Genomic DNA, 16,947 nt, shown 5'->3' on the forward strand with positions numbered 1-16,947 from the left:
CGGGAGGACGCGATGGCGGGATCTGTGATCGTGGCGGGTGCGCGTACGCCAATGGGCCGGTTGCTCGGCTCGCTGAAGGACTTCTCCGGCGCGGAGCTCGGCGGGATCGCGATCAAGGCGGCACTGGAACGGTCCGGGATCGGGCCGGAGGCCGTGCAGTACGTGATCATGGGTCAGGTGCTGCAGGCCGGCGCCGGGCAGATCCCGTCCCGGCAGGCCGCGGTCGCCGCCGGCATCCCGATGACGGTGCCGTCGCTGACCATCAACAAGGTCTGCCTGTCCGGGCTGGACGCGATCGCGTTGGCCGACCAGCTGATCCGGGCCGGCGAGTTCGACATCGTGGTGGCCGGCGGCATGGAGTCGATGACGAACGCGCCGCACCTGCTGCCCAAGTCGCGCTCGGGCTACAAGTACGGCGCGATCGAGATGGTCGACGCGATGGCGTACGACGGCCTCACCGACGCTTTCGACCACATCCCGATGGGCGAGTCGACCGACCGCTACAACGAAAAACTCGGCATCAAGCGGGAAGACCAGGACGCTTTTTTGCGCGCGGTCGCACCAACGGGCGCGCGCGTGCGCAGAAAGACGGCCTCTTCGAAGCGGAAATCACCCCGGTCAGCATTCCGCAACGCAAGGGCGACCCGATCGTTTTTCGCCGTTGACGAAGGAATCCGCGCGGACACGACCGTCGACGGACTCGCGAGACTGCGGCCAGCCTTTGGCAAGGAAGGCACCATCACGGCTGGTACGGCATCCCAGATCTCCGATGGCGCCTGTGCGGTTGTCGTTGTCAGCAAAGCGAAAGCCAAGAGCTGGGGCTGGAGTGGATCGCCGAGATCGGTGCCCACGGAAATGTCGCCGGCCCGGACAACTCGCTGCAGTCGCAGCCGTCGAACGCCATCAAGCACGCCCTGTCCAAAGAGGGCCTCTCGGTGTGTGACCTCGACCTGATCGAGATCAACGAGGCTTTCGCGGCCGTCGGGCTGCAGTCCATGGCGGACCTGGAAGTCGACGAGGAGAAGGTCAACGTGAACGGCGGCGCGATCGCGCTCGGTCACCCAATCGGGATGTCCGGCGCTCGGCTCGCGTTGCACCTCGCCCTGGAACTGCGTCGCCGCGGCGGCGGCGTCGGTCGGCGCGGCCGCGCTGTGCGGTGGCGGCGGCCAGGGTGACGCTTTGATTCTGCGCGTACCAAGCAAGAAGTAAATGGCCACAGCTCAAAAGCCGCTCCGCCGGGACGCGCCACTCGCGGAGGTCCTGGAGCGGGCTCAGAACGCCGATCCGCGGGCGGTCGCGCGGCTGATCAGCCTGGTCGAGGACGACAGTCCGGCGCTGCGCGAGGTCGCCGCCGCGCTGGCGCCGCACACCGGCCGGGCCCAGGTGTTGGGCCTGACCGGCTCGCCCGGCGTCGGCAAGTCGACGTCCACCAACGCGTTGGTGGCGGCCATCCGTAAGCAGGACAAGCGGGTCGGCGTCCTGGCCGTCGACCCGTCGTCGCCGTTCTCCGGCGGCGCGCTGCTCGGTGATCGCGTACGCATGCAGGACCACGCCACCGACAGTGGCGTCTACATCCGGTCGATGGCGTCCCGTGGCCACCTCGGCGGGCTGTCGTGGGCGACGCCCCAAGCCGTACGGGTGCTGGACGCGGCCGGCTGCGATGTGGTCATGGTGGAGACGGTCGGCGTCGGCCAGGCGGAGGTCGATGTCGCCTCGCTCGCCGACACGACCGTGGTTTTGCTGGCGCCCGGAATGGGTGACGGCATCCAGGCCGCGAAGGCCGGGATCCTGGAAATCGCCGACATTTTCGTGGTGAACAAGGCCGATCGGGACGGCGCTGACCAGGTCGTACGCGACCTGAACGGGATGCTGCGGCTCGGCGGCCGGCATGCGGAGGCGGGCGCGTGGCGGCCGGAGATTGTGTCGACGGTCGCTTCAGAGGGCAAGGGCATCGACGACGTACTGACTGCCATTGACAAGCACCGCGCCTGGATGGAGGAGAGCGGCGAGCTCCACCGCCGCCGGCTCCGCCGGGCCGCCGCTGAGATCGAGGCGATCGCCGTCCGTCAAGACGCTGCGCGAGCGGATGGGTGACCTGCGCGGCCAGCAGGCGCTCGGCTCGCTGGCCGCCGCCGTCGTCGAAGGCCGCCAGGACCCGTACGTCAGCGCCGACCGTCTCATCGACGGCCTTAGCTCTGAGTGATCCCCGTTTGTCCGCATGGGCGAGTAATCCCGGATAACGATTGCCTCACGGCGAGAGCACGATCGGGTTACGGGGGCGGCCGAGGCTAGCGGGTCAGACGAGGGTGTCCTGGCATGGGGCCGATGGCGGTGGCGGTACGGGGTCTGTTGTATCGGCGGGGGCGTTCCCTCACGGTTTTTCGCGGTAGCGGTGATCGCCATGACCGCGGCCGTCGTGGGTCCGGCGTACGCCCGAGCCGCGGAGCAGTCTCTGCTGGTCAGCGCGTTGCGCGCGGCACCGGCGTCGATCGTGGGCATCCGCGTCTCGAGTCCTTACCTTCCGCTGCGGTACGTCACGGCAGGCTCGGAAATCAGCATTGACGCGCACAGCGAGTCGCCTGCGGTGGTCGGTAGCGAAGTGGCCAATGCCGGAGCCGTGGACCCGTTGCTGGCCAAGCCGGTGGGCGGGTTGGAGATGGTCGCCGGCTTCACCAATGCGAAGTCCGAGCTGGTAGCCACCACCGTGGTCTACCGCGACGGCGCGTGCGCTCACCTCCGGATCGTCGCCGGCACCTGCGATATCGACAGTGGCGTGGTGATCTCGAAACGCTCGGCCGCGACCACCGGGATGCACGTCGGGAGCAAGCTCGACCTGAAAGGTCTTAAGACCGCGGGGTCGCCGAAGTCTGTGCCGGTCACCGGCTTGTACGAGCCGGTGAACCCGGAAGAGCCGTACTGGCTGGCGCAGCCGTACTTCGACTTCCGGCTGGTGAACCTGGACCGGGAGACCACGATTCAGGGCGTCGACGCGGTCTTCGGCGGGGAACACCTGCTCGGGGGTCTGCCGGGAGAGCTGACCGTCGTCGCGGATGTGGCGATGCGGGTCGACCAGGTCCGGCTCGACGACATCGACCGCCTCCTCGGCAAGTACGCGGGCGTCGAGTCGACGATGAAGGGCAGCGGCTACGCCGTTAGCGAACAGCTGCAGACCGTGGTCGACCCGGTCACCGTCGGTCGCCGGCTGGTCGCGCTGTCGATCCCGCTGGTGGCTGCCGAGTTGGTGCTGATCGCCTGGTTCGTGCTGATGTTGGTGGTCTCGGACGCCACCGACGTACGCGGGCCGGAGATCGCACTGGCCCGGTTACGCGGGCATCGCGGCAGGTCGGTGACCGCTTTCGGGCTGGCCGAGTCGCTGCTGTTGGTGCTGGCCGCAGGCCCGGTTGGCCTGCTGCTTGGTCTGCTGGCCACCGAGCTGGTGGCCCGCGGCCTGCTGGCTTCGGGCATCCACGTCGAGCTGCGGCTGCCGGTGTGGGTGGTGGCCGGCCTCGCGCTGGCCGGCGCTCTGGTGGCCGCGGCCATCGCCGGGCGCCGGGTGCTCGGGCTCAGCGTCGCCGACCTGCTGCGCCGGGTGCCGGCGCGCCGGCACGGCCTGCGGGCCGGCATCGCGGACGGCATCGTGGTCGCGTTGGCGGTGGCCGCGCTGGTCCAGCTGCTGACCGACCGAGGCCGCTCGGCGTCGCCGTTGGCGCTGGTGGCGCCCGCGATGGTGGCCGTCGTGATGGGCATTGGGGCGGCCCGCCTGCTGCCTCTGCTGGCGCGGTGGCAGCGCATCACGGCTCGTACGCGCGCCAACCTGGTCGGCATGCTCGGATGGACTCCGCTGGAGCGCCGGGCCAGTGGCCGACGGTCGATCCTGGTGGTCACCGTCGCCGTCGCGCTGCTCTTCTTCTCCTCGATCGCCTGGGATACCGCCGCCTCCGACCGGCAGGCCCGGGCGGCCGCGGAGGTGGGCGCGGACCGGGTGCTGACGGTACGGGCGAGCAGCGAGTTGGACTTGCTGCAGGCCGTCCGCAAGGCCGACCCGACCGGGCAGTACGCGATGGCCGCCGTCCAGTTCGCCGTCGGACAGAGCGGCAGCGTGAACGCCGTCCTCGGGGTGGACTCCAGCCGGTTGGCGGCCGTCGCGCGGTGGGATCGCGGTGGCCTCACCGAGCCGGTCGCGGCGATCGCCCAGGCGTTGTCGAAGCCGGCGCCGGCGACGCCGCTGCTGATGCACGGCCCGGAGCTGGCGCTGCGGGTGGTAGGAGACCAGCTGAAGTCGGCGCGCGGCCGCTCACCCTCGAGGTGTCGTCGCTGCGCGACAACCACGGACAGCCGGTGAACGTACCGATGGGCGCTCTCCGGCAGGGAGCCCAGACGCTCCGGGCGCCGCTGCCCGGCTGCGCCGCCGGCTGCCGGTTCGACGGCCTGCAGATCCAGCGTGATCCGCTGGATCTGCTGACCATCTCCGGACAGGTACAAGTCACTGGGCTGACCGACGGGGGCAGCCCAGTGACCGGGTTCGCCGCGGCGAACGGGTGGCGGACACCGGACAGCGGCCTCAGCTCCCCGCACGCCACGTTGAGCGGCGACTCCACCCTGACCGTGAGCTTCAACAGCGACGGCGGCGAGCAGATCTATGCCGCGCGGGCCGACACACCGTCGCCGATCCCGGCAGTGCTGGCTGGTACGGCGCCGCCACCGGTGCCGGCCGAGGCGCCAACGGACAGCTCCACGGACGTGCTTCCGGCACCGCCGACCGCTGCGCCCGACCCGGACAGCGACAACAGTGGGTTGAGCAAACCCGGGTCGAAGGTGGCGGGTCCGGACTTCTCGGTGCAGACACACACGTACCTGGTGGCCGCGCACGCTGACTACGTACCCAGCGTCAGCGGATCGGTGCTGATGGCGGACCTGGCCTACCTCGACCGGGTGTCGAACACGTACGGCCGGGTCAGCCTCACCGACGAGGTGTGGCTCGCGCCGGACGCGCCCGCGTCGGTGCTGAAGAACCTGTCCGCCGCCGGCATCGAGACACTGTCCGAGACGACGTACGCCGGCCGGCTGGCGCAGCTGGACGGCCAAGGCCCGACGCTCGCGCTGCGGATGTACCTTGTCGCGGCGGTGGCCGCGCTGCTGCTCGCCGGTGGTGCCATCGTGGTGGCGGCGTACTTGGACGGCCGGGTGCGAGCGTACGAGTTCGGGGTGCTGCGGCTGACCGGTGTGTCCGATCAGGTGCTGCGTGGAGCGGCCCGGTTGGAGCAGCTGGCTCCGGCGTTGGCGGGGGTGGTCGCCGGGTTGGTGGCCGGCGGGGTCGGCGCGGCGCTCGCGTTGCCGGCCATTCCGGTGTTCTCCGATCCGCCGCCCTTTCCGCGGCTGGTCTATCTGCCCGGCCCGGCGTGGCCGCTGGGCGCCGCGATGTTGGCGGCGGCCGTACTGACTGTGGTGGCTTTGTTGGTGGCGGTCCGGTCCGAACGCGGTGGGACTATCCGGCGCGTACAGGAGGGGCAGCAATGAGCAGCGGTGTGGCGGTGTCCTGTGAGGGTCTGGTGCACATCTACCGCGCCGAGGACACCGAGGTGGTGGCGCTGGCCGGCATCGACCTGCAGGTGGCGGCCGGTGAGTCGGTCGCGCTGCTGGGACCGTCCGGCGCCGGCAAGTCGACGCTGCTGTCAATCCTCGCCGGTGTCCTTCGGCCCAGCGCCGGTCGGCTGCGGATCGGCGCGCACGCTGTCGAGTCGATGTCGCCGGCCCAGCTGCAGCGGATGCGAGCCGCCGAGGTCGGGGTGGTGCTGCAGGGGGCCAGCCGCAATCTGCTGCCTTATCTGACGGCGTACGACAACGTCCGGTTCGCGCAGCGGGCGGCGCCCAGGGGCGCTGAGCTGGATGCGCCGGAGGAAGTGCTGGACCTGCTCGGGTTGGAGTCGTTCGCGCGGGAGAAGTTCCAGGTGCTGACCCCCGGCCAACGACAGCGGCTCGCGGTCGCGGTGGCGGTGGCGCACTCGCCCGGCCTGCTGCTCGCCGACGAGCCGACCAGCCAGCTCGACCACGACGCCCGCGAGGAGGTGCTGGACGCGTTGGCGCAGGTCAACGCCGTACGCGGCACCACGGTGGTGGCGGTCACGCACGACCCGGAGGTCAGTGAGCGGGTCCGTCGTACGGTCACCATCCGGGATGGCCGGGTCGGCGCCGAGGGTCGCAGCGGCGAGGAGTTCGCGGTGGTCGGCCGGGGCGGCTCGCTGACCCTGCCGTTGGACGTGGTGGCCGCGCTGCCGCCAGGGACGCTGGTGCGCGTACGACTGCAGGGGGGGGACGGCTCGGTGCTGCTGGAACCGACGGGGGAGGGCTCTTGAGCGCGGTGGTGGAGGACGTAACGGTCCAGCGTGGCGGGCGGGACGTGCTGGTAGGGGTGTCGTTGCGGGTGCTGCCGGGCCAGCTGGTCGCCGTCACCGGCGCGTCCGGCGCTGGCAAGTCGACGCTGCTGTGGACAGTGGCCGGCTTGCTTCCGGTCGCCAGCGGCCAGATCAGCCTGGACGGCTGCGCCCCCGCCGAGGTGGCCCTGGTGCCGCAGGACAACGGCCTGGTGCCGGTGCTGACCGCCGCCGAGAACGTCGAGGTCGCCCTGCTCGCCCGCGGCCTGGCCGCCGCCGAGACCCGTGACCGGGCCGGTGCGGCGCTGGCGGCGGTCGGCCTCACGTCACACGCCGACCAGCTGGTGGAAGAACTCTCCGGAGGCCAGCAACAGCGGGTCGCGGTGGCCCGCGGCATGGCGGTCGCACCGGCCCTGTTGCTGGCCGACGAGGTCACCAGCGAACTCGACGCCACCAACCGCCAACTCGTCCTGGAACTCCTGAGCGCCCACGCCCGTACCCGGCGCGGCCGTGGTCTTCGCCACCAACGACCCAGAAGCCGCGGACGTCTGCGACGCCGAACTCCACATCGCCGACGGCCAAGCCACCCTGGTCCGTTCCTGATTTCCGACACCTCAGTGGTCACATCAGCCCCACCGGCAACAGGCCCGTCGTCGACTGCGGGACAAACCCCCCCACACTCGGCGTCGAGCGTGGGACAAAGTCCCGCACTCGACGAAATCTGGTCCTCACCGGTGGCATCGAGGTGAGTCAAGGTACGGAAAAGAGAGTAGGTAAGGCTAACCTATCTTCATAGGCTCGTGGGAGCCCTGTGGACTGGAGGAGGTCGAATGACTTCGCAGCTCGTCGCCCTGCCGGAAGCGGTGACCAGGCGTGGACTGCTGGGTGGGCTGGGCGGACTCGCGGTGGCGGGGACGCTGGCTGGGTGTGGTGGTGGGGCCGGTACGTCGGCGGCCGGGGCGGATCCGGGGTTTCCGGTCAGTATCAAGCACAAGTTCGGGACGACAACGATCGCGCGCAAGCCGCGGCGGGTGATCGCGATAGGGACCGGGTCCTGCGACATCGACGCGTTGGTGGCGTTGGGAGTGGCGCCGGTCGGGGTGTCCAGGGACGAGTCCAACGGGGCCGGGGTTTTCCCCTGGCTGAAGGAGAAGATCGACCTGAAGAAGACCCAGCTGCTGAGCATCGGCAAGGGGGTCGACTTCGAGAAGGTGGCCGCGTTGCGGCCGGATCTGATCCTCGCGACCACCCACTTCAAGCTGGCCGAGGACTACCGGAAACTGTCCCAGATAGCGCCGACAATCGGCTACCTGACGGGCTGGGGCACCGATTCCTGGCAGGACCTCACGCGGCTCGCGGGCAAGGCGGTCGGGCTGCCGGCGGTGGCCGAGACGGCGATTCGGGAGACCGAGGCAGCCGTTGCCGCGGCGGCGAAAAGGTACGCGCTGACAGGAAAAACCTTTACCGCCTCGGTGGTGTACGCCCCGGATGTCTTCACCCTGGTGTCGCAGGCGGACTTCGCGGTGAAGTTCTTCGTCCAGCTGGGGATGCGGCTGCCGGCGTCGATCGACAAGGTCCGGCCGGCCGGCGGCGGCAAGCTGACCGGGCAGCTCAGCATGGAGCAGCTGGACCTGTTGGACGCGGATCTGTTGATCGTCGGTTTTCCCAGCCCGGCCGCGAAAAACCACCTTTGAAGGCAACGCGGTCTTCAAGGGGCTCGCCGCGGTCCGCGACAAACGGTATTTCAGCACCGACCTCGAAACCATCAGCGTCCTGCGCTACCCGTCAGTGCTCGGCGTGCGCTGGCTGCTCGGCCAACTGGAGCCGGCCCTCAAGATCGCCGTTGGGAAGTCCTAACTAGCGCAGACCGCCTCTTGGCAGCTGGCCAGCCGCAGCTGCCCGGTGGTGCGGTCGTACGACAGCCGGCGGTGCAGCTCGAGCAGCGGCACGTCACCGGCCGGGTCCGGGATCCGCAGCGTGCTGATCCGGTCACCCGGCCGGTGTGGCGGGTCGTACGCCTGCGGAGTCTCGTCGAAGTCGGCGCTCACGCCCACCACTTCGCCATCGCGGTCTATCAGCGCTCTCAGCAACATTGCCGGTCCACCCCTCGCTACCGTCCCGACGGGCCACCAGCCAAGCGCCCGTCCACTCTGGGCATGAGCTTGCCTGTTCGGGCAGCCGGGCGCATGAGTAGCACGTACTCATTTTCCTCCAGCGAACTACCCAGGTGTCGCGCTCAGGCCGCTGAGCTGCGGAAACGCGGAGCTAGCCCTTGACGGCGCCGGCCGTCACGCCACGCAGGAAGTAGCGCTGGAAGGCGAAGAAGAGGATGGCCATCGGGACCAGGCTGATCACCGTGGTCGCGGTCAGCGACGACAGGTCGACGCTGAACTCGGTGCTCGTGGTCGCGAGGCCGACGGTCAGCGTCTTCAGACTGTCGGTCTGGATCACCAACAGGGGCCAGAGGAAGTTGTTCCAGTTCGCCACGAAGGTGAGGATCGCCAGTACGGCCATCGGCTGGGCGGACAGCGGCACGATCATCGAGACGAAGATCCGGGCGTTGGAGGCGCCGTCCACCCTGGCCGACTCCAGCAGTTCGTCCGGGATGCCGCGGACGAACTGGCGGAGCAGGAAAGTACCCAGCGGCGCGGACAGCCCGGGCAGGATCAGCGCCGCGTAGTTGTCGGTCAGCCCGAGACTGTTCGCGATCAGGTACGTCGGCACCAGCGTCACCGAGAACGGCAACATCATGGTGCTGATCAGCAGCAGAAAAACCGAGTCGCGACCGCGCCATTTCAGCTTGCTGAAAGCGAAAGCGGCCATCAGGTCCACCAGTACGGTCAACACCGTACCGACCGTGGAGACCAAGACTGTGTTGAACAACCAGGTCTGGATGGTGCCGAGCGCGAAGAGCTGTTGATAGCCGGCGAGGCTCCAGCCGGGAAAAAGCTCAGACTCAGGTCGTTGAAGGTGTGTACGTCCCGAAAAGACGCGAAGACGATCAGCGCGATCGGTGCCACACAAGCGAAAGTCACTATGATCGCGAAGATCTGCAGAACTGTCTGACGCCCGTAGCGGCGGAGGGTTTTGCTGCTGTCAGCCACGGCCGCGACCGTCCGATCGGGTGGCACGCAGGTAGAAAGCCGAGATCACCAGGGTGAGGAGCAGCAGGATCACGCTCATGGTGGCGGCATAGCCGACCGAGCCGCCGTTGAAGACGTTTTGGTAGATGTACCACATCGCGGTGTAGGTGGCGGTGCCCGGACCACCTTTGGTCATCACGAAAATCACGTCGAACACCTGCACCGACGCGATCGTGGTGAGGATCAGCACGAACTGCATGACCGGTCGCAGCAGCGGCAGCTTGATGCTCCAGAAAGTACGCCACATGCCGGCGCCGTCGATGCGGGCGGCCTCCACCAGTTCGTCCGGGATGTCGTTCAGCCCGGCCATGAAAATGATCGAGTTGAAGCCGAGTGAGGACCACATGGTAATGACCGCGATGAAGAAGATCGCGAAGGTGCCGTTGGACAGCCACGGCACCTCGATGTCCAGTACGCGCTGGAAAAACAGGTTCAACGGGCCGGATTGCGGATCCACCAGCACCCGCCAGATCAGCCCGGTGGCCACAATGGACAGCAGCGACGGCAGGTAGATCAGCGAGCGGTAGAACCGCAGACCGGCCAGTTTGCTGGAGAGCAGGACGCCGACCGCGAGCGGCACGGTCATCGTCAGCGGCACCAGGATCACCAGGAAGAGCAGCGTGTTCTTCAGCGTGCTCAGGAAAAGCGAGTCGGACAGGATGGTGGCGAAGTTGGCCAGTCCGACGAACCGGAAATCGCCCAGCAGTGACCCGTCCTGAAAAACCAGCACGAACGTGTAGACGAACGGGACCAGGATGAACACTCCGAAGAGCAGGGCCTTGGGCAGCAGGAAAAGGGCGGCGTCCCGGTAGGTGGCGGCGCGGCCGACCGCCGGCGGCGGCGCCGGCGCGCTGGCAGATTTTCCGGCGCCGCTGGGGAAAGCCTCGTCTCCTGGACGCTGACCAAAACCTCGGTGTCCTTTCCGGTGCGGCTAGCGGGCAGTCGATGCCAGCTGTTTCACGTGTGCTGAGGTGTCCTTGAGCATGTCGTCCAGGCTGCTCCGGCCGAGGAAGAAGTCGTTGAACTTGCCCAGGATGTAGTCTTGTGGGTCGTACGGCAGCACCGGTGTGAGCCGCACGTACTTGGTCTGCGCGCCGACCGCGGTGAGATAGTCCTCGACCCGTTTGTCGCCGACTCCGCTGTAGTAACCGGCCGGCGGGTCGCCGAACGGGTAGACCCGGATGCTGCGGATGTAGTCCTTCCGGCGAGTGTCGTCGAACAGGAACTGCAGCAGCGCGTACGCGCCCTTCTTGTTCTTGCTTTTGCTGGAAATCGCGTAGTAGCCGCAGCCGCCGACGACGAACGTGCCGGCCGGACCCTTGGGCAGGTCGAGCACCCGGAATCGGGTGGCGTAGGCCTTCTGCTGAGTGGGACTGATGTTGGCCATCCACTGCAGGGCGGATTTTCCTTGCAACATCAGGTCATTCCAGGCGTCCTGGTCGCTGTAAAGGCCCATCGGGGTGGTAGCGCCGGAATCGACCAGTTTTTCTTCATGTGGGTCAACGCGGCACGACCCTGCGCACCGCCGAAGCCGATGTCGTTCTTGTCTTTGTTGACAATGTCGGCGCCGTACGCCCAGAGATAGTTCCAGATGTAGTTCGTTTCGGCGCCGGTCGAGCCGGCCCAGGTCATCCCCCAGTGGGCGATGTTCTTCGGGTCGAAGCCGGCCTCGCCGAGTCGTTTGCCGGCCTTGTCGAAGGTCAGTTTCCGGGCGAACGGGATGATGTCCTCGTACGTCACCGGGAGGGTCGGCTTGCCGGCCTTTTCCCAGATCTCCTCGTTCAGCGTCAGGCCGAAAATGGCCGGCCGCGAACGGCACACCGAAGCGCTCACCGTTGGGTCCCGAGCAGCCGTCGATCGCGCTCTGTGGCACATTCTGGAAGTATTTTTCCACGCCTGGGTCGATTTTGCGTAGGTCAGTGAGCGCGCCGGTGCCGCGGAACTTGTTCATCCACGGCAGGATCTCGTACGCCACATCGGGCGGGTTGCTGCCGGCGTAACCGGCGGTGTATTTCGGCAGCGCGCTGTCCCACGGGATGATCAGGAAATTCACTTTGGCGTTCTTGTTGGCCTTGGCGAAGTCCACGATCAGCTGTTTGTTGTATGACTGCTCGAAAGGCAGGTCGCCGACCGGCGTTTTCCAGAACGAGATGCCGCCGTCGCCGGCCGCGCCGCAGCCGGCCAAGCCGGTCATGCCAAGCGCCCCCCCCCCGGCCGCGGCGGCGAGGAATCCGCGCCGGCTCAACCCGAGCTCGCGCGAAGGTTCAGAGATATCCATCTGCGACCCCACGACCCATCACGGCGGCACCTAGTTTCGAAATAGCGTAAACGTTTTCCGATAGTCCGAGATAGTAGGGCCGCCGAAGGTGGCTGGCAAGACCCGCCCGGAGCGCGATGAGTTCTCCGATCGGCCCGGGTCGTAGTTGTAACACCGAACGTCGACGGCTAAAGACTGGATGACAATGGCTACCAACGAGGAACAAATCCGGACATTGATCGAGCGCTGGGCCGCCGCCGTACACGCAGGGGACATGGCCGGAGTGCTCGCGGACCACACCGACGACATCGTTATGTTCGACATACCTCCGCCGTACGAAGGTGTCCGTGGCATCGACGCCTACCGCGAGACGTGGCCGGGCTTCTTCGAGTGGCAGCGCATTGCCTGCTTCGAGATCGAGTCGCTGGAGATCGTCGCCGGCGACGACGTCGCTTTCGCATACGCCCTCTTGCTGTGCGGCGCGCCGGCACACCTCGCGGCCCATCCAGAGCACCGGGTGTGGCTAACTTTGGGGCTACGTAAGGAGAACAGCGTTGGGTTGTCGCGCACGAACACCACTCGTTCCCGGACGCCACCCCCGACGACACGGCCGGCGGCTGACCGTCGTCTTCCTTAATGCCCGATGGTGAGGGAACACTCTCACTAGTCGAGCGAGGAGTGCTGATGGCCGTACGAGCGGGCAGCGGATACCGGTACGAGCGTGTTGGCAAGGCGCTGGTCGGGATGCTCCAGCGGCTGGGGCATCCGGCCGCTGGGACGGTGACGACGGCGGAGGTGCGCCCTTGGGATGTGCGTACGCTGCGCCGACACCGCTATTGCCTGCTGGTCACCTATCGCGCGGACGGGACCGCGGTGCCGACGCCGGTCTGGTTCGGCGCGGCCGGCGACCGGGTCTACGTGGAGACGGGCATCGACGCGTACAAGACCCGCCGGATCCGTCGGGAGCCGGCCGTCCTGGTGGCGCCCTGCACGAGCCGTGGCCGGCCGACCGGCCCGCCGATGGCTGGTGTCGCGCGGTGCTCGATCTGGCCGAAGGCGCCGCGGTGGAGCGGATCATCCAGGCCAACAACGGCCTGGTCCGGCGGCTGTACACCAGCCTCCTGGACGGGCCGGACACCATCGCCTATCTGGAGATCGGGCCGCGCTAGTCGGTGGTGGCGGGCACCGGGGTGCTGGCCTTCAGTGCCGCCTGCTCGACCTCCAGCACGGACTCGCTGTGCCGCTCGGCCTCGTGCGCGGCGCGGCCGCCGCGGGCGCCGAAGAGCCGCTTGGTCCACACCAGGTAGATGACCGCGACGATGTTGATCAGCAGCGCGCCGATCCGGATCACGGTGATCTTCTCGATCAGCTCGTAAATCTCCAGCGGCAGGAACAGCGACGTGCCGATCACCGCCACGTACTCACCCCAGCGTTTGAGCAACCAGAGGCCGGTCGCCTCGGTCAGCTGAAGCAGCGCGTACAAGAGCACGCCGAGAGCGATCCAGATGAGTGCGTTGGCGCTGACCGAGAACGCGCCCTCGATCAGCCGCACCGGGGGCCGGCGTTGGTCAGGTCGTAGCCGATTTGGTCGGCGAGCGGCTTGACCAGCGGAAGATACTGCTCGAAGGCCATCTGGAGGGAGCCCTTGACCGTCCGGAACTCGAAGACGCCATAGGCCGCCAGCAGCAACAACAGGCCGCGGATCGCCCGCTCGGCGGACAACAGCCGCAGGATCACCGCGTCGCGTAGGGCAGGGCCGCGCAGCACGATCGGCGCCTCGTTGGCCGGCCCGGTCAGCTTCGGCTCGCTCAGCACGAAGTCGCCGCACCGCAGGCAGCGCCAGACCGTACCGATCGCGGTGTCGGCGGTCAGCCGGTCGGCCAGGTCCGTCTCTGTTGGCCGGTACGTCAGATGTCCGCGCCGGCCGCAGGCCCGCAAGCTCCAGTCCACTTGGCCAGGGTAGAGGTCTGCTTTTGCGGGGCCGTACCTGCCGCCACCTGTTTGCGCGATGGGGCGCCGGCCGGCCGATGGATCGCGACTCGACTCCTGGCTGATCGATCCGCCACCCTGTCAATCGACTGGCCTAGGGTTGCATCGTGGAATCCGGGGCTGGCCTGCCGTTCGATCCGATCCAACGCGCCGGCGACATCTGGGCCCGCCGGTACGGGGCCGGCCGAGGCGATGCGAGTCGCCACGTCGGTGATGCGGGTCCAGCAGATCCTGCTCGCCCGCTATGACGCGGTGCTGCGTCCGTACGAGATCACCTTCGCCCGTTATGAGGCGTTGTGTGCTGCTGGACTTCTCCCGTACCGGCTCGCTGTCTCTGAAGACGATCGGCGAGCGCCTGCAGGTGCACCCGACCAGCGTCACCAACATCATCGACCGGCTGGTCACTGCCGGCCTGGTCGCACGCCGCCGCAACCCGGACGACGGCCGCGGCGTCCTCGCAACGCTCACCGACACTGGCCGTGACGTGGTCCGCCGGGCGACCAAGGATCTGATGGCCATCGACTTCGGCCTGGACGCGCTCGACGACCAGGACCGTTCGTTGCTCTTCGAGCGGCTTCGGGACGTACGGTCCGCGGCTGGTGACTTCACCTCGTCGGAGTGATCCAGACGCCGACGAACGGGAGGGTGAGGGGTGCTGGACTACGACGCCGAAGCGGCGCGGTACGACGCGACTCGCGGTGGGCTTCCGAGGGCGCGCGAGGCGGCCGGCGCGGTTGGCCGGTTGTTGCCGGCGAGCACTCGGACGCTGGTGGACGTCGCATGTGGCACTGGCTTCGTGACCAGCGAGATCGGCGGCGTGCGAGCGGTCGGGATCGACTTGGCGGCGGGGATGCTGCGGATCGCGGCGGCCCGGCTCGGCGGGCGGGTCGTACGGGCAGATGCGCGGGCGCTGCCGTTCGCGGACGGTTCGGTGGACGCGCGGTGACGATGATCTGGCTGGTTCACCTGCTGGACGACCCGGGGCCGGTGCTCGCCGAGGCGGTCCGGGTCGTTCGGCCCGGTGGGGTGCTCGTGTTGACGGTCAACAAAAACGATGGCCACTTCGAAATGGACAGCGACCTGGCGGCGAGCCTGGCCCGCGCGAGACCAGACCGGGCGAGGCACGTGGAGTTCGACGACTTCGCCACCGTGACCGGCCTGCTCAGGGGGTTGGAGTTGGTGGGTGAGACGACCTTCAGCGGCGTCGGGCAGGGCGTTGCGCCGGCGCAGTGGCGCCGCTGGTTGGCCGCCGGCACCATCCGTTGGATGCGTACGATGACCGCCGATCAGGCGGCTGAGCTGGACAGATCGCTTGCCGCGCTGCCCCATCAGGAGGTGGCCCGGGCCGATCCGCGCTACCGGCTGGTGGCCTTCGGGCAGCCTCTGAGAGATAGGTCGCATCCCACTGGCTGAAATTACTAGGACATCCTAGTATTTTCTCAGGAGGCATGCGATGAGTGAAGAGATCGAGGCCGGGCGGAGACGCTGGCGGGAGCGGTACGAGGCGTCAGCGGTCCGGGACGCCGACTTCAGCACGCTGTCCGGGATGGAGTCGATCCCGCGTACGGGCCGCCCGAGGGTGCCGACGTGCCGGACTTCGAGCGGATCGGCTGGCCGGGGGAGTTCCCGTTCACCCGCGGCCTCTATCCGACCGGCTACCGCGGCCGCGCGTGGACGATCCGGCAGTTCGCCGGGTTCGGCAACGCCCGGCAGACCAACGAGCGCTACAAGATGATCCTGCGCTCCGGTGGCGGCGGTCTCTCGGTGGCATTCGACATGCCGACGCTGATGGGCCGTGACTCGGACGACCCGCGCAGCCTCGGTGAGGTCGGGCACTGTGGGGTGGCGATCGACTCGCTGGCCGACATGGAGGTGCTGTTCGACGGCATCGCGCTGGCGGACACGACCACGTCGATGACGATTTCCGGCCCGGCGGTGCCACTTTTCTGCATGTACGTTGTCGCCGCCGAAAAGCAGGGCGCTGACATCTCCAAGCTCAACGGCACCTTGCAGACCGATATTTTCAAGGAATACATCGCCCAGAAGGAATGGCTGTTCAAGCCGGAGCCGCACCTGCGGCTGATCGGCGACCTGATGGAATACTGCCAGGCGGAAATTCCCGCGTACAAGCCACTTTCGGTGTCCGGCTACCACATCCGCGAAGCCGGCGCGACCGCCGCGCAGGAGTTGGCGTTCACGCTCGCCGACGGTTTTGGTTATGTCGAACTCGGCCTGTCCCGTGGCCTGGACGTCGAAAAGTTCTCGTCGGGTCTCAGTTTCTTCTTCGACAGTCACATCGACTTCTTCGAGGAGATCGCGAAATTCCGGGCCGCCCGGCGGATCTGGGCGCGCTGGATGCGCGATGTTTACGGCGCGAAGACAGCGAAAGCGCAGTGGCTGCGGTTCCACACCCAGACCGCCGGTGTCAGCCTGACCGCGCAGCAGCCGTACAACAATGTCGTACGCACCGCGGTCGAAGCCCTCGCGGCGATCCTCGGTGGCACGAACTCGTTGCACACCAACGCTTTGGACGAGACGCTCGCGCTGCCCACGCCGCCGAGTCAGCCGAGATCGCGCTGCGCACTCAGCAGGTGATCGGCGAGGAGACCGGCGTGATGAATGTCGCCGATCCACTCGGTGGTTCCTGGTACGTGGAGGCACTGACCGACAAGATCGAGGCCGAGGCCGAGAAGATTTTCGCCCAGATCATGCGAATGGGTGGCGGCGACGAGAAGCAGCACGAGATCGGTCCGATGACGTCCGGCATCCTGCGGGGCATCGAGGACGGCTGGTTCACCGGCGAGATCGCCGACTCCGCGTTCACTTACCAGGTAGCGATGGAAAAGGGCGACAAGCGGATCGTCGGCGTCAACACCAACACCGACACGATCACCGGTGACCTGGAAATCCTGCGGGTCAGCCACGAGGTCGAGCGCGACCAGGTCCAGGTTCTGGCCGATCGCAAGAAATCCCGCGACGAGCCGGCGGTACGAGCCGCGCTCGCCGAGATGGTGCGGGTGTCGCATACGGATGGAAACCTGCTCCCGCCGATGGCGGCGGTACGACTGGAGGCCACCGTCGGCGAGATCTGCGGCGCGCTTAAAGACCAGTGGGGAGCGTACGTCGAGCCTGCCCGGTTCTGAGCGGACGCGGAAAAGCCCGGCCACAGTGGCCGGGCTTTTCTTCT

Annotated in this window: 18 protein-coding genes and 2 pseudogenes; 15 read left to right on the top strand and 5 right to left on the bottom strand. The window is 67.8% G+C overall.

What is annotated here, in order from left to right; genetic code table 11:
• Positions 1-12 precede the first annotated feature (12 nt).
• From GNX96_RS06990 to GNX96_RS07020, 8 genes and pseudogenes are all read left to right on the top strand, one after another.
• Positions 13-954, top strand: a complete 942-nt coding sequence (locus GNX96_RS06990) for a thiolase family protein (RefSeq protein WP_279579625.1) — start codon at positions 13-15, stop codon at positions 952-954.
• Entirely contained in the window at positions 879-1,175 is a 297-nt protein-coding gene (locus tag GNX96_RS49585) for a hypothetical protein (RefSeq protein ID WP_279579734.1), read from the top strand. The genes GNX96_RS06990 and GNX96_RS49585 overlap by 76 nt, the downstream gene beginning before the upstream one ends.
• 34 nt (positions 1,176-1,209) lie before the next feature.
• Positions 1,210-2,203 (top strand): annotated as a pseudogene (meaB, locus tag GNX96_RS06995) (methylmalonyl Co-A mutase-associated GTPase MeaB).
• Between the two features lie 198 nt (positions 2,204-2,401).
• Positions 2,402-4,342, top strand: coding sequence for a hypothetical protein (locus GNX96_RS07000; RefSeq protein WP_163567449.1), 1,941 nt, complete (start codon positions 2,402-2,404; stop codon positions 4,340-4,342).
• Positions 4,339-5,517 carry an FtsX-like permease family protein gene (locus GNX96_RS07005; RefSeq protein ID WP_163567450.1) on the top strand — a complete coding sequence of 393 codons (1,179 nt, stop codon included), beginning with the start codon at positions 4,339-4,341 and terminating at the stop codon, positions 5,515-5,517. The genes GNX96_RS07000 and GNX96_RS07005 overlap by 4 nt, the downstream gene beginning before the upstream one ends.
• Positions 5,514-6,353 carry an ABC transporter ATP-binding protein gene (locus tag GNX96_RS07010; protein ID WP_163567451.1) on the top strand — a complete coding sequence of 280 codons (840 nt, stop codon included), beginning with the start codon at positions 5,514-5,516 and terminating at the stop codon, positions 6,351-6,353. The genes GNX96_RS07005 and GNX96_RS07010 overlap by 4 nt, the downstream gene beginning before the upstream one ends.
• A 5-nt stretch (positions 6,354-6,358) precedes the next feature.
• The gene (locus tag GNX96_RS07015; RefSeq protein WP_279579735.1) at positions 6,359-7,120 is read left to right on the top strand and encodes an ATP-binding cassette domain-containing protein; all 762 of its coding nucleotides are present in this window, start codon (positions 6,359-6,361) and stop codon (positions 7,118-7,120) included.
• 81 nt (positions 7,121-7,201) lie between these two features.
• Positions 7,202-8,065 carry an ABC transporter substrate-binding protein gene (locus GNX96_RS07020; protein WP_163567452.1) on the top strand — a complete coding sequence of 288 codons (864 nt, stop codon included), beginning with the start codon at positions 7,202-7,204 and terminating at the stop codon, positions 8,063-8,065.
• A 159-nt stretch (positions 8,066-8,224) separates the two neighbouring features.
• Here GNX96_RS07020 and GNX96_RS07025 read toward each other — a convergent pair whose 3' ends face one another.
• The 4 genes from GNX96_RS07025 to GNX96_RS07040 form a co-directional block, all read right to left on the bottom strand.
• Positions 8,225-8,464: a hypothetical protein gene (locus GNX96_RS07025; protein WP_163567453.1), complete on the bottom strand. Its 240-nt coding sequence runs from the start codon at positions 8,462-8,464 to the stop codon at positions 8,225-8,227.
• A gap of 172 nt (positions 8,465-8,636) precedes the next feature.
• On the bottom strand, positions 8,637-9,395 hold the full coding sequence (locus GNX96_RS07030) for a carbohydrate ABC transporter permease (protein WP_163567454.1): 759 nt from the start codon (positions 9,393-9,395) through the stop codon (positions 8,637-8,639).
• 72 nt (positions 9,396-9,467) lie between these two features.
• A complete protein-coding gene (locus GNX96_RS07035) occupies positions 9,468-10,277 on the bottom strand; it encodes a carbohydrate ABC transporter permease (protein ID WP_163567455.1) in 810 nt (269 codons plus the stop codon).
• A 168-nt stretch (positions 10,278-10,445) separates the two neighbouring features.
• Positions 10,446-11,792, bottom strand: a complete 1,347-nt coding sequence (locus GNX96_RS07040) for an ABC transporter substrate-binding protein (protein ID WP_163567456.1) — start codon at positions 11,790-11,792, stop codon at positions 10,446-10,448.
• Positions 11,793-11,976: 184 nt separating this feature from the next.
• On the opposite strand from GNX96_RS07040, the gene GNX96_RS07045 reads away from it, so the two are divergent.
• On the top strand, positions 11,977-12,408 hold the full coding sequence (locus GNX96_RS07045; protein WP_313885604.1) for a YybH family protein: 432 nt from the start codon (positions 11,977-11,979) through the stop codon (positions 12,406-12,408).
• A 107-nt stretch (positions 12,409-12,515) separates the two neighbouring features.
• Positions 12,516-13,082: a PPOX class F420-dependent oxidoreductase gene (locus tag GNX96_RS62740; protein WP_390623947.1), complete on the top strand. Its 567-nt coding sequence runs from the start codon at positions 12,516-12,518 to the stop codon at positions 13,080-13,082.
• Here the strand turns inward: GNX96_RS62740 and GNX96_RS07055 are convergent.
• Positions 12,973-13,721: pseudogene (locus GNX96_RS07055) on the bottom strand (DUF2127 domain-containing protein); the annotation flags it as partial. The gene GNX96_RS62740 and the pseudogene GNX96_RS07055 overlap by 110 nt on opposite strands.
• Positions 13,722-14,058: 337 nt before the next feature.
• Here GNX96_RS07055 and GNX96_RS07060 point away from each other — a divergent pair.
• The 5 genes from GNX96_RS07060 to GNX96_RS49610 all read left to right on the top strand — a co-directional run bounded on the left by GNX96_RS07060 (position 14,059) and on the right by GNX96_RS49610 (position 16,903).
• Positions 14,059-14,382 carry a MarR family winged helix-turn-helix transcriptional regulator gene (locus GNX96_RS07060; RefSeq protein ID WP_279579628.1) on the top strand — a complete coding sequence of 108 codons (324 nt, stop codon included), beginning with the start codon at positions 14,059-14,061 and terminating at the stop codon, positions 14,380-14,382.
• Positions 14,383-14,412: 30 nt separating this feature from the next.
• Positions 14,413-14,706: a class I SAM-dependent methyltransferase gene (locus tag GNX96_RS49595; protein WP_279579629.1), complete on the top strand. Its 294-nt coding sequence runs from the start codon at positions 14,413-14,415 to the stop codon at positions 14,704-14,706.
• A gap of 2 nt (positions 14,707-14,708) precedes the next feature.
• Entirely contained in the window at positions 14,709-15,173 is a 465-nt protein-coding gene (locus GNX96_RS49600) for a class I SAM-dependent methyltransferase (RefSeq protein WP_279579630.1), read from the top strand.
• 174 nt (positions 15,174-15,347) lie between these two features.
• Positions 15,348-16,355, top strand: coding sequence for an acyl-CoA mutase large subunit family protein (locus GNX96_RS49605; protein ID WP_279579631.1), 1,008 nt, complete (start codon positions 15,348-15,350; stop codon positions 16,353-16,355).
• Entirely contained in the window at positions 16,352-16,903 is a 552-nt protein-coding gene (locus tag GNX96_RS49610) for a methylmalonyl-CoA mutase family protein (protein ID WP_279579632.1), read from the top strand. Before GNX96_RS49605 ends, GNX96_RS49610 begins: the two co-directional genes overlap by 4 nt.
• The last annotated feature ends 44 nt before the right edge of the window (positions 16,904-16,947 follow it).

This window comes from Fodinicola feengrottensis, from assembly GCF_010993775.1.
Taxonomy (GTDB): domain Bacteria; phylum Actinomycetota; class Actinomycetes; order Mycobacteriales; family HKI-0501; genus Fodinicola; species Fodinicola feengrottensis.

What these genes read in the sequence shown, in the direction of transcription:
- GNX96_RS07010 (WP_163567451.1), top strand. Translation starts at nt 5,514, where the DNA reads ATGAGCAGCGGTGTGGCGGTGTCCTGTGAGGGTCTGGTGCACATCTAC.
- GNX96_RS49600 (WP_279579630.1), top strand. Translation starts at nt 14,709, where the DNA reads ATGATCTGGCTGGTTCACCTGCTGGACGACCCGGGGCCGGTGCTCGCC.
- GNX96_RS07040 (WP_163567456.1), bottom strand. Translation starts at nt 11,792, where the DNA reads ATGGATATCTCTGAACCTTCGCGCGAGCTCGGGTTGAGCCGGCGCGGA.
- GNX96_RS07000 (WP_163567449.1), top strand. Translation starts at nt 2,402, where the DNA reads ATGACCGCGGCCGTCGTGGGTCCGGCGTACGCCCGAGCCGCGGAGCAG.
- GNX96_RS62740 (WP_390623947.1), top strand. Translation starts at nt 12,516, where the DNA reads ATGCTCCAGCGGCTGGGGCATCCGGCCGCTGGGACGGTGACGACGGCG.
- GNX96_RS07045 (WP_313885604.1), top strand. Translation starts at nt 11,977, where the DNA reads ATGGCTACCAACGAGGAACAAATCCGGACATTGATCGAGCGCTGGGCC.
- GNX96_RS07025 (WP_163567453.1), bottom strand. Translation starts at nt 8,464, where the DNA reads ATGTTGCTGAGAGCGCTGATAGACCGCGATGGCGAAGTGGTGGGCGTG.
- GNX96_RS07020 (WP_163567452.1), top strand. Translation starts at nt 7,202, where the DNA reads ATGACTTCGCAGCTCGTCGCCCTGCCGGAAGCGGTGACCAGGCGTGGA.
- GNX96_RS06990 (WP_279579625.1), top strand. Translation starts at nt 13, where the DNA reads ATGGCGGGATCTGTGATCGTGGCGGGTGCGCGTACGCCAATGGGCCGG.